Genomic DNA, 12,217 nt, shown 5'->3' with positions numbered 1-12,217 from the left:
AATGTCACCCCGCACACCGATGCGGGGACGGAATGACAGGAGGGTGCGGAATGACAGAGGAAAGGAAATCGTGTGCTAAATTTATGATTACCACGAATGGTGCTGTGGACTTCCATTATCCAGCTGTCTATGCCCCAAATTTGTTCAGCTTCAATGCATTGGCGAGCATCAAACTCATTGCATCTTTAGCATAGAAATGTCCCAATATACCTTTTGCACAACTTTTTTCCGAAAATTCATCTTGCTCATCCGCTATGACATATTTTGAATAGATTAAAAATGGATTGGGATGCCAGCTGTGTCCTTTTAAAAGGCAGGGGGTAGAATGATCGGAGGTTATAACTACAACATCAAAAGAAAGGGAGAGAATTTCGGGCAGAACTTTATCAAATTCTTCTATAATGGATATTTTTTTATCAAAGTTTCCATCTTCACCATAAGAGTCTGTTTTCTTCACATGAAAGTAGAAGAAATCGTAATCTTTATAGTTTTGTTTTAATGTTTTTAGCTCATCGGCTATTGTCATACCATTTACCTTTAAAACATCCATTCCTACCAATTTTGCCAGACCTTTATACATGGGATAAGTGGCGATAGCCGCCGGCGTCAGTTTGAATAGTTCATTCATAGAAGGTATAGGAGGATAGAGAGAATAACCTCTAAGTAGAACAAAATTTGCTCTTTCCTCGTTTTTTAAGGTATCTTTCGCAATCCTTGTTATTTTCTTTAAGACTTGAGATGTTTTTTCTCCCTCTTTTTCCAGAGCTTCAGGAATAACAGGTCTTTCCCCTACCTTTTGGGGGTCTGTTTCTTTTATCTTGTCACTTAAACCTTTCCCTCTTAATCTCAATGCAAATCTATGTTCCATGCCGGGTGTAAACAGAACATCAACTCCATCGATTTTGCCCACATTTTTATTGAGTTTTTTGCAAAGTTCAATAGATTTGTCCGTTGGTATCCTTCCTGCTCTTCTATCTGAGACCAATCCATCTTTCAATGTGCAGAAATTTCCCCTTATAGCCATATCGCCTTTTTTAGTCTCCACTCCCAATCCTAAATTTTCCAAAAGACCTCTTCCGACTATATATTTTAAAGGGTTGTATCCGAACAGGGCAATATGAGCAGGACCGCTGCCGGGTGTAATGCCACGCAGAATGGGATGCGCTAATCCTAAAGCAGACTTCCCTGTTAAAGCATTTAGATTGGACTTTTTTGCATATTCTAACTCTGTTTTTCCATCCTTATAAGGCAGGCCACCCAAACCGTCTAAAACAATAAGTATAATTTTAGATGGAGTTTTAACAGAAATTTCTTCCAATAATTCTTCTTTATTCATCTTTATCTCCCTATTCATTTAATTCTACATGTCTCCAGCTGCATGAAACATGTGCACTATATCTTACCATATCCAATAGAACCTTTATTCTTCCCTTATCATCAGGAGGACTTTCTAATATTCCAACTAAATCACGGAAAGCACCTTCCTTTATTCTTACCTTTGCACCTTCACGAAGTGTCAATGTTTGTTCGATAATGTCTTCCTTATTCGTCCTTTGTTTTATTATTTCTATTACCTCATCATCTATAGGAATGGGTTCATTGTCTATAGCCAAAATTTTTAAAACACCACGAGTGTATTTAATCATTCTGTGTGTTGTGCCTATATCAGTATGAACAAATATATAGCCTGGAAAGAATGGTTTGGTTGTGAAACCGTCTTTTCTTGTAGAAAAGCTCTTCATCTTGGGATTAAAAATATCAAATCCTGCATCTGCAAGCTGAGTTGTTACAAAATCCTCTTTACATGATTTTGTTTGCACAACATACCATCTTAACATTTACTTATAAAAATCTTTTATTTCTTCAACGATGTAATTCTGCATTTCTTTTTTTAAACCTGGATATATTGCTAAGGCTAAGACTTCCTGACAAACCTGCTCGGTGACGGGAAGATCTCCCTTGTGATAGCCCAATGAGGAAAAGCACGGTTGTAGGTGTAGTGGGGATGAGTAATAAATGCCGGTTTCTGTAGCTTTATCGTATAGAAATTTTCTTAATGCGTCTCTTTCTTTTACCCTAATTACAAACTGATGATAGGTATGATAATTTTCTACTTTCTCTCTGTATAAAGCAGGGGGAAGTTTCACCACTTCTTTTTCCAATAGACCACTTTCATAAAATAGATTTTCATAATATCGAGCATTTTCTTGTCTCACTTTGTTCCATTTATCTAAAAAATTCATCTTTGCCAATAATACAGCTGCCTGCAGTGTGTCTAAACGGAAATTCCACCCCAATATCTTGTAATATTTACCATCGTATCCGTGTGTACGCAGCATCTTTATTTCTTTATATGTTTCTGCATTATTTGTTACAACCATTCCTCCATCACCAAACCCGCCTAAATTCTTTGTAGGATAAAAAGATAGACATCCTATATCACCCATAGAGCATGTTTTTTTTATCTTGCCATTCAATGGATATTCAGCTCCTATAGCCTGGGCTGAATCTTCTATTACCTTTAGATTATACTTTTCTTTTAATTGTAGGATTTTCTTCATCTTTGCACATTGACCGAATAGATGAACGGGAATAATAACTCTTGTTTTCTCGGAGATAGTGCCTTCTATTTTTTCTACATCTATATTATAACTTTCATCTATATCCACAAAGACCGGTTTCAGTCCTGCATGTATGATTGCGCTGGCGGTAGATATAAATGTAAAGGGTGTAGTGATCACTTCATCACCTTTTTTTAGGTTTAAACTTAGAAGTGAAATAAGTAAAGCATCACTGCCCGAAGAAACGCCAACGGCATATCTGCACCCGCAATAATCGGCAACTCTCTTTTCTAATTGTTCTACCTTTTTACTCAGTATGAACTGTTGCGATTCTAATACATCTAAAATTTCTTCATCTATTTCTTTCTTAGCTTCTGTGTATTGTAGTTTTAAATTTAGGAACGGAACTCTCATGTTTTACACACTCCTCAATAATAGAAACAACATCAATCATATTTTTTCCGTCTGTTTCTGGTCTTTCTCTATTTTGAACACACCGGATGAAGTGTCTGCATTCTTCCTCTAACGGTTCTTTTTGTTCTATGTCAACCTTAAATAATGCTTTTTCTTGCAGTGAGATTATTTCATTTTTTTCCATAGAATAAGCATATATTTTCAATTTTTCATTCCAACCTGCACAATCGTCAAATAGGGCCATCATTTTTTCGCCCACGACAAGGAATTTCTGTTCTTTAAATGGATACAACCAGGAAACAGATATTTGTGCCTTTCTCTTAGAAGGAAAATCCATAGAAATCCAGGCACTATCCAATACATCTCTTTCCTTATGTGTAAAACTGTTTAATCTTTTAGGTTTCTCCTTTAGAATATCTAAAATTAAGGAAACATCGTGCGGTGCCAATCCCCATAAGGCATTTCTTTCTCTTTCCACTCTGCCCAGGTTTAATCTTCTGGTGTGAATATACAATATATTGCCTATCGCTCCATCTTCTACAATTTCCTTCAATTTTACATAGGCAGGATGATAATGGAGAATGTTTCCTACCATTAAAATGAGTTTTTTCTCATCCGATATGGAAACGAGTTCTTTAGCTTCTGCTTTAGATAGAGACAGGGGTTTTTCTACGAATACATCTTTTTCGGAAGATAGTGTTTCTTTAGCCAGTTTGTAATGGGTAGAGGCGGGAGTAGAGATGACTATTCCTTCAACAGAGGATGATAGAACATCATCAAAACAGGAGCTGAAAGAAACCGAAGGATATATCTTCTTTAATTGTTCTATCTTGTTTTTGTCTGTGTCGCATATCATTTCCAATACGCCCAATTCATGGAAAACCCTTACTAAATTTTTCCCCCAGTATCCTACACCTACTACTGCTACTTTCATATTCTGCTCCTTCCTCGAGTAAGTAAAAGATAAAAATCTACCATATCTGTATTTTTTCTCATAACTGCTCTGGGGATAAGAAATATATCATCCTTCTTTGTATATATTTTTTGTTTAACAACCAATGTCTTTTTATAATATTCTTTTGCTATTTTTTTTGATTCATCATCCCATGCACCATAGGGATAAGAGAAAGAACACACAGGAGATTTTATCTTTTCCTCTATTATTTTTTTGCTGTTTAACAATTCCTTTTTTTTGTCTTCTATACTCAACAGGGGCAATTTTTTATGACTGAGAGAGTGAGAACCAATCTCAAAACCGCTTTTTTTCAAGAATTTTATATCCTCCCAGCTCATCATCTTTAATCCGCACGGACTTCTTCCTTTTTCTATCCAATCGGTAACGACAAAAAATGTCGCTGTATATCCATATTTTTTTAATACAGGGTAGGCATACATATTGTCTTTGTAGCCGTCGTCAAATGTTATGCACACACATTTTCCCTCGCATTCTTCTAAATTTTCCACATTCACTGTTTTATATCCCATTTGTTTCAAATAATCCATATGATAGTAGAAATTTTTACTATCAATAGAAAACTTATCTACACCTGTGCATGTCTTTTGTTTTGAGAGGCGATGATACAAAAGGACGGGGATGCCTATCTCTCTTTTCCGCCAGAAATTATAGCGAGAAAAGAAAATAGTTAAAAATGACAAGCCCAAAATCGCTTTAGTTTTCCATTTCATACAGTTTTGCATATTTCATAAAAGAATAGAATGAAGATAAAAAAGCATAGAGCATGCCCGGGTAACCATCCAAAATAGCTAATTTAAGAATAAATCTTTTAAATAATTCTCCACCAAAACGCAAGAAGGGATAAATGGCATTTGTTTTCTTTCCCTGCCTGGCTTTTTGTCTTGCAGACAAAGTTGTGTAACTGTTGAATTTCTGCAAGTAATCATGGAGATTTTTATAACTGTAGTGGAGAATTTTGCCATTTAATTTAGTTTTTGTGCCGTTTAAATTTATTCTTTCATGCACATCCGATTCCACAAAATCTCCCTTCTCCCTTTTGAACAAACGCAGATGATAATCAGGATATACGCCGCCGAATCTTAAGGGTTTACCCAAGAAAACAAGTTGAATATTTATTAAATATCCATCGTATCTATCGTTTTTTATGGCTTTTACTATCTCTTTTGCTAATTCTTCGGTTACTGTTTCATCTCCGTCTATGGACAAAACCCACTTACTATTTACCTTGCTCAATGCAAAATTCTTTTGTTTTCCATAGCCCATCCATTGTTTGATATATACCTTGTCGGTAAAATCTTTTGCAATATCAACTGTTTTATCTGTGCTGCCTGAATCTACAACAACAATTTCATCTACCCATCTCAGTGCACTTAGAGTTTTTCTCAAGTATGTTTCTTCATTTTTGACAACTAAGACAGCAGCGACACTCACCTGTTCTTACTCATTTTTGAGTATGTTCCATTTTACGATGTTACTTTTCTTTATTTTCTTCTTTAGCGCTCGTTTTTTCTTCGTATCCAATTCCTTGTATAGTTTGGACTGCGGATGCAAAAATTTTATGGTTAATATATGATCGGACATAATGAGTATCTCGTTTGTATATGTTTTATCATTGTTTAAAGGAATGATTTCTCCTTCTTTTAAGATGTGTGCATCATCTAATTTTAAACCCCAATAGGTTTTTTCTTCCAACATTGTTAAAAGATCGTCTTCATTGTCGGGAATGCTGATACTTCCTATATATTCCTCTTTGTTTGTAAGATTTATCTTTACCCATAGAATTTTCATATTTACTCCTTAAAAATAGGAATTTTTTTATGAAAACATGTTTTTCTTTCAAAGGCATGTGCAATGCTGATAATTTCATCCTCACAAAAAGCTCCGCCCATAATTTGTAAACCTACCGGCAAGGAATCTTTGGATAAACCCATAGGAACACTGATTGCAGGCAACCCTGCCAGGTTTGCTGGTATAGTGAATATGTCAGAAAGATACATTTTTAAGGGATCATTTATCTTTTCGCCTAATTTAAAGGTTTCAGTAGGAGAGGTAGGTGAAATAATCGCCTTAACTTGCTTGAATGCCTCGTCAAAATCCTCTTTGATCAGAGTGCGCACCTTTTGTGCCTTTAGATAATAGGCATCATAATAACCAGAAGAAAGCACATATGTTCCCAACAGTATTCTTCTTTTTACCTCGTTGCCAAATCCACTACTGCGTGTTTCTTTATACATCTCCATAAGATCGTCTTTCCACTGTTGAAAGCCGTATTTTACTCCATCGTATCTTGCTAAATTAGAGGAAGCCTCAGCAGGAGCGATGATATAATAATCTGCCACCGCATATTCTAAATGAGGAAGGTTAATGGAAACAAGTTCTGCGCCCAAGCCGGTGAATACATCTTCCGCCTTTTTAAAATTTTCTTTGACTGCTTCCGAACAATCTTTCAAACCTTCTTCGTAAACGCCGATTTTCACACCTTTTATATCCTTGTTTAATGCTTTTTTGAAATCGGGAACTGGTATGTCTGCTGATGTGGAGTCTCTTTCATCCTTTCCGCAAATGATGTTCAAAAGCAGTGCCGTATCTTCTACCGTTCTGGTTATGGGACCTATCTGATCTAAAGATGAGGCAAAAGCGACCAGACCATAGCGAGATATGCGTCCGTAGGTAGGTTTCATTCCCACTACACCGCACAGAGCAGCCGGTTGTCTAATCGATCCACCAGTGTCCGAACCTAAGGCACAGATAGCCTCGCCACTCGCAACAGCAGCAGCGGAACCTCCACTTGAGCCCCCCGGAATACAATTTATATCCCATGGATTTTTCGTAGGCCCAAAATAGGATGTCTCGCAGGATGAGCCCATGGCAAATTCATCCATATTAGTTTTACCAATGAAACTTGCTCCACTTTTCTCTAATTTTTCTATTACCGTTGCATTATAAGGAGAAACGAAATTCTCAAGCATACAAGAGCCGCAGGTTGTCTTTTTATCTTTCATGCACATGTTGTCCTTTATGGCAATAGGCAAGCCTTTAAGTAAGCCTTTTTCTTCCGGTTCCTCATCAAATATTGTTATATAAGCATTTATGTGTTTTTCTATTTCCTGTATGCGCTCCTTTAGCGAGAGAAATACCTCCCTTGCATTGGTTTCTTTCTTCTCTATCATTTGGAGAATTTCTGTTAATGTTAAACTATAAAGCATTATTTTATTATCCTGGGAACTTTAAAAAATGCTCCTTCTTTTTTTGGAGCATTTTTTAAAGCTTCATCTAAGACTAACGATGCTTTTACTTTATCGTCGCGGAATACATTATTAAATTCTACAATATGGAAAGCAGGATCAATGTCTTCTACATCTAATTCATTTAGTTTGTTCATATAATCCAATATAGTACCCAATTGTTCTGTAAACCTGTCAGTTTCGTCTTCTTTTAAAGAGATTCTACTTAAAATTGCGACTTTTTTTACTTCATTTCTGCTAATCATACCACACTCGCGAAAGATATAGCCCACACGGGGGAACCTTCCTCCATTTTTTCTTGGAGGCGATTATATACTCTACATCTTCCAATTTCAACTTACATCTCCCCACATCCAATAAAATTTGTACTATATATCTTACCATTCCTCTCAAGAAGGCATTGGCCACTATGCGAAAGATGAAAAAAGAACCTTTATTTAAAATCTCTATTTCTTCCACTGTTCTTGTGAAGTTTTCTTCATTGTTTTTATCACAGATGCTGCTGAAGTCATGTTCACCTAAAAAGAAATTGCTACTTTTCCTCATTACATTCAGCTCCAGAGAATAGGTGAATGGATACACATAATTCCTAAAGAAGGGCAGTAGTACATTTCCCTGAAAGACGATATATGTATATTCACGCTTTTTTGCATCGAATCTTGAGTGAAAATTGTCTGTTACCTCACTTCCCTCTAAGATTCTTATGTCTCTTGATAAAAGGGCATTCATAGCGTTTATCATTTCATTTACATCTCTTTTCCATTCTGTAAAAAAATCAATTATCTGCCAGAAAGCATGTACTCCTTTATCTGTTCTTCCTGCATACCTGATTCTTATTCTTTCTTTGGTGATATCCTTTAGAACATCTTCTATCTTTCCTTGAATAGTAGATAGGTTTTCTTGTATCTGAAAACCATAATAGTTTGTTCCGTCGTATGAAATACGCAGAACAAAATGTTTCATGAACCACCGATGAGGAGGGATGGTATTCTCAGCGTAGGTTCGCCATCTGAAACAGGTACGAGTTGTCCACCTTTACCGCAGGTGCCTACTTCCATTCCTAAATCGTTGCCTACCATGTCTATTTCATTTAGCACTTGAGGACCATTTCCAGCGATAGTGGCTCCCCTTATGAGTTCACCTACTTCTCCATTTTCTATTTTGTAACCTTCTTTTATTTCAAAAACAAAATCTCCTGTTATGGGATTTACCTGTCCCCCACCCATCTTATTTACCAATATTCCATTGTTTACGCTTTTTATAATATCCTGCGGATTGTCTTTCCCCGGTAAAATAAATGTGTTGGACATACGAGGTATGGGGGGAAAACGAAAAGATTGTCTTCTTCCGTTTCCGGATAAATTTACATTCAACAATCTTGCATACATCAGATCTGTCATGTAGTTTTTTAGTGTGCCTTTCTCTATAAGTGTTGTTCTCTGTCCATCTGTTCCTTCATCGTCAAAGAGATATGAACCGCGAGCCTGAGGCAATGTGGCATCGTCAACAAGCGTGATTAGAGTAGAAGCTACCTTTTTGCCTATTTTACCACTGTATACAGATAAATGTTCATAGATAAGGTCTCCTTCCAATCCGTGACCCACTGCTTCGTGTGTCATTGTTCCCCCTGCTTGAGATGCCAAAACAACAGGCAACCGTCCTCGTGGTGCAGGAGGAGCAGAGAGGAGACTCAGTGCCATCTGTGCAGTCTTTAAACTCAACTCTTCAATATTATATTGTTCAAACAGCTTTTTGCCAGCCATAGTTGAAATTACATTGCGATAACTCTGAATATTTTCATTCTTTCTGGCAATCACCTCTATGATAAAGGTGGCATAGGTAAGTTTTTCTTTTGCTACCTTTCCAGAAGATTTAACAATTTCTATTTGTTTTTCTACATCACCATAATCACACTTTACCTGAGTGATACAAGGGCTGATTTTGTAAGCTATATCCATCGCCTTTTTTGTTTTACCTATAACATCTTCCAAAGGTAAAAAAGTGGTTAGAGAATCCTTTTTTACTATGTATATCAATTTAGAATGGCTGATTTTGTTTTGCTTACAGATGGAAAGAGCCATTTCCTTTACTTCCTTAGGTGAGTGGTTTTGAGAGTAGATATAATGGGTAGATCTGCCATTTACTCCCCTTACACCTACTCCTTCATCCGAGCCTATATCTATATTTTCCACATCTTTTTCTTTGAACGAGATATGCCGTTTTTCTGTTTTCTCGTGGTATATGTCAAAAAAGTCAAAGTTGCCCTTTTTTAAGATGCTGTAAGCCTCACTGTACATTTATTTTTTTCCTTATTTCTGCCTGTGCTGCAGAAAGACGAGCAACGGGCACGCGATATGGAGAACAACTTATATAGTCCAACCCTATGGAATTGAAAAAATTGATAGATTTTGGGTCTCCTCCATGTTCTCCGCACACTCCGACTTCCAGTTGCAGATTACTACTTCTTCCTTTTTGCCTGCCCATTCTTACCATTTCTCCTACTCCATTTGTATCTATAGATGCAAATGGATCTTGCGGCAGGATCTCTTTTTCTTCGTATGCGTCTAAAAACTTGACCGCATCATCACGGGAAAAGCCGAATACAGCCTGTGTCAAATCGTTTGTGCCGAACGAGAAAAATTCTACCTCCCCGGCAATCTCGTCAGCCGTGACCACTGCTCGAGGTAATTCAATCATTGTGCCTATCTTGTAAGGAATTTTTACATTCTTTTCTTCCATTACCTGTTCTGCTATTTTTATGATATCTTCCTTTATTATTTTCACCTCATTTACATGGGAAACAAGGGGAATCATAATCTCTGGTATTACAGTTTTCCCTTCCTCTGTTACCTCTGCGGCTGCTTCCATTATGGCTCTGGTTTGCATCTCTGTAATTTCGGGGAAGGTTATGCTCAATCTGCATCCCCTGTGACCTAACATGGGGTTGAACTCACGCAATGCTTCTACCTTGGCTAATAGGCTTTTCAGTTCTTTCAATCGTTTCTTGTTGCCGTTTGTATACTTAAGGCGTGTATATTCTTCTAACAGCACTTCGTGTTTTGGTAGAAACTCATGTAGCGGTGGATCGAGCAAACGAATAATAACGGGCAAGCCATCCATAACCTGGAATATACCCTTAAAATCTTCTTTTTGAAATGGGAGAAGTTTGTTTAATGATTTTTTTCTGTCTTCAGAAGTTTCAGCCATAATCATTTCCTGCACAATGGGGATTCTGTTTTTACCGAAGAACATATGTTCTGTCCGACATAGACCAATCCCTTCCGCTCCCAAATCTCTTGCTACCTGTGAGTCTTCCGGTGTATCGGCATTGGCTCTTATTCCTAACTTTCTTACTGCATCTGCCCATTTTAGTAGTGTTTCGAATTGTGGTGTAAGTTTTGACTCCACCAATTTTACCTTTCCCAAGATGACTTCACCTGTTGTTCCATTTATGCTGATCCAGTCTCCTTCGTGTATTTCTTTTCCTCTTGCCACAAATTTTTTTTCATCTTCATGCACGACAATATCGCTGCAGCCTACTACACAACATTTTCCCATGCCTCTTCCTACAACAGCGGCGTGGGAAGTCATTCCACCACGCGAGGTCAAGATACCTTCTGCAGCATGCATGCCTCCTACATCTTCGGGGGAGGTTTCCATTCTTACTAAGATAACGGACTCTTCTTTTCTTGCCCACTCCTCAGCATCCTTTGCTGAAAAAACAACCTTCCCCACTGCAGCCCCTGGAGAGGCGGGCAATCCTTTGGCTATGGGGTCTGTCTTTTCCTGAGGGTCAATCATGGGATGAAGTAGTTGATCAATCTGTTCAGGTTCAATACGCATAATAGCTTCTTCTTTGGTAATTAGTTCCTCTTTTACCATATCCACGGCGATTTTCACCGCGGCTAAAGCTGTGCGCTTGCCCGTTCTGGTTTGCAGGAGGTATAATTTGCCTTCTTGAATAGTAAACTCTAAATCCTGCATGTCTCTAAAATGATTTTCCAGTTTTTGATATACAGTTACTAATTCATCATATGCCTGGGGTATCTTTTCTTTCAAAGCCTGTACTGGTATTGGTGTTCTTATGCCTGCAACCACATCTTCTCCTTGAGCATTAATCAGACATTCACCAAAAAATTGTTTTTCCCCAGTTGAGGGGTTCCTGGTAAATGCTACACCTGTTCCTGAATTTTCCCCCATATTTCCAAATACCATAGTTTGCACTGTTACCGCTGTACCCATATCGTGTGAAATGTGGTTGATTTCTCTATATTTTATTGCTCTGGGATTATTCCAGGAAGAAAAAACGGCTTTTATTGCCATCATGAGTTGCTCCCAGGGATCCTGCGGTAGTTCAAAACTTTCTTTTACCAACAGCTCTTTGTAATCTTCACATAAGTTTTCCAGTCCTCTTGCACTTAATTCGTAGTCTTGTTTTACATTTTCTTCTTCCTTTCGCTTTCTTAAAAGTTTTTCAAATTTGCTATATGAAATGCCTAAAACGATATCTCCAAACATAGAAATAAATCGCCTATATGCATCATAGGCGAAGCGCTCATCGCCTGTCTTTTTTGCTAAGCTTTTGACGGTGATATCGTTTAGCCCTAAGTTTAATACAGTATCCATCATGCCAGGCATGGAAATAGCGGCTCCGGAGCGTACAGAAACGAGTAGAGGGTTTTTTTCATCTCCAAATTTCATATTCATGATGTTTTCCACTTTTGACATATATCTTTTTACCTCATCTTCTAAGCCAGGAGCTAATTTCTTTTCCTGCTGGAAATAGCGGCAGACTTCTGTAGTGATGGTAAAACCAGGAGGAACACGGATTCCCAAACGAGACATTTCCGCTAAGCCTGCCCCCTTTCCTCCCAAAAGCTTACGCATATTTGCTTTTCCATCCGTTTCGTTCTCGCTAAAGAAATAGATATATCCCATCTTTCACCTCTCTTCTGTATTTTTCGTAGATTATTGGAAACAAAAAGTAAGTCATCTTCCCTGTTACGATAATAGCAAATGTC

12 protein-coding genes are annotated in these 12,217 nt (G+C 37.6%); all 12 read right to left on the bottom strand.

Annotation, left to right across the window (positions count from 1 at the left end; translation table 11 throughout):
• Window positions 1-127: 127 nt before the first annotated feature.
• Genes J7J10_01595 through J7J10_01540 form a run of 12 tightly spaced genes read right to left on the bottom strand, consistent with a single transcriptional unit; the run spans window position 128 to window position 12,134 of the window.
• Window positions 128-1,336 (bottom strand): 2,3-bisphosphoglycerate-independent phosphoglycerate mutase, encoded by a 1,209-nt coding sequence (locus J7J10_01595; GenBank protein MCD6129634.1) that lies wholly within the window; start codon window positions 1,334-1,336, stop codon window positions 128-130.
• 10 nt (window positions 1,337-1,346) lie between these two features.
• Window positions 1,347-1,838: a hypothetical protein gene (locus tag J7J10_01590; GenBank protein MCD6129633.1), complete on the bottom strand. Its 492-nt coding sequence runs from the start codon at window positions 1,836-1,838 to the stop codon at window positions 1,347-1,349.
• Window positions 1,839-2,975 carry a DegT/DnrJ/EryC1/StrS family aminotransferase gene (locus J7J10_01585; protein ID MCD6129632.1) on the bottom strand — a complete coding sequence of 379 codons (1,137 nt, stop codon included), beginning with the start codon at window positions 2,973-2,975 and terminating at the stop codon, window positions 1,839-1,841.
• Window positions 2,929-3,909, bottom strand: coding sequence for a Gfo/Idh/MocA family oxidoreductase (locus J7J10_01580; GenBank protein ID MCD6129631.1), 981 nt, complete (start codon window positions 3,907-3,909; stop codon window positions 2,929-2,931). The genes J7J10_01585 and J7J10_01580 overlap by 47 nt, the downstream gene beginning before the upstream one ends.
• Window positions 3,906-4,661, bottom strand: a complete 756-nt coding sequence (locus tag J7J10_01575) for a polysaccharide deacetylase family protein (GenBank protein ID MCD6129630.1) — start codon at window positions 4,659-4,661, stop codon at window positions 3,906-3,908. The genes J7J10_01580 and J7J10_01575 overlap by 4 nt, the downstream gene beginning before the upstream one ends.
• Complete coding sequence (locus tag J7J10_01570; protein MCD6129629.1) at window positions 4,645-5,382, bottom strand: glycosyltransferase family 2 protein; 738 nt, start codon at window positions 5,380-5,382, stop codon at window positions 4,645-4,647. The genes J7J10_01575 and J7J10_01570 overlap by 17 nt, the downstream gene beginning before the upstream one ends.
• Window positions 5,383-5,388: 6 nt before the next feature.
• Window positions 5,389-5,739, bottom strand: a complete 351-nt coding sequence (locus tag J7J10_01565; GenBank protein ID MCD6129628.1) for a hypothetical protein — start codon at window positions 5,737-5,739, stop codon at window positions 5,389-5,391.
• A 2-nt stretch (window positions 5,740-5,741) separates the two neighbouring features.
• Window positions 5,742-7,157 carry an Asp-tRNA(Asn)/Glu-tRNA(Gln) amidotransferase subunit GatA gene (gene gatA, locus J7J10_01560; GenBank protein MCD6129627.1) on the bottom strand — a complete coding sequence of 472 codons (1,416 nt, stop codon included), beginning with the start codon at window positions 7,155-7,157 and terminating at the stop codon, window positions 5,742-5,744.
• The gene (gene gatC, locus J7J10_01555; protein ID MCD6129626.1) at window positions 7,157-7,441 is read right to left on the bottom strand and encodes an Asp-tRNA(Asn)/Glu-tRNA(Gln) amidotransferase subunit GatC; all 285 of its coding nucleotides are present in this window, start codon (window positions 7,439-7,441) and stop codon (window positions 7,157-7,159) included. The genes gatA and gatC overlap by 1 nt, the downstream gene beginning before the upstream one ends.
• On the bottom strand, window positions 7,434-8,159 hold the full coding sequence (gene truA, locus J7J10_01550) for a tRNA pseudouridine(38-40) synthase TruA (protein MCD6129625.1): 726 nt from the start codon (window positions 8,157-8,159) through the stop codon (window positions 7,434-7,436). The genes gatC and truA overlap by 8 nt, the downstream gene beginning before the upstream one ends.
• The gene (locus J7J10_01545) at window positions 8,156-9,493 is read right to left on the bottom strand and encodes a TldD/PmbA family protein (protein MCD6129624.1); all 1,338 of its coding nucleotides are present in this window, start codon (window positions 9,491-9,493) and stop codon (window positions 8,156-8,158) included. Before J7J10_01545 ends, truA begins: the two co-directional genes overlap by 4 nt.
• Window positions 9,483-12,134: a pyruvate, phosphate dikinase gene (locus J7J10_01540; GenBank protein MCD6129623.1), complete on the bottom strand. Its 2,652-nt coding sequence runs from the start codon at window positions 12,132-12,134 to the stop codon at window positions 9,483-9,485. Before J7J10_01540 ends, J7J10_01545 begins: the two co-directional genes overlap by 11 nt.
• Window positions 12,135-12,217: the final 83 nt, after the last annotated feature.

It is taken from the genome of Deltaproteobacteria bacterium (assembly GCA_021159305.1).
Lineage (GTDB): Bacteria > Campylobacterota_A > Desulfurellia > JAGGSF01 > JAGGSF01 > JAGGSF01.
This window is presented reverse-complemented; position numbering and strand designations above follow the sequence as displayed.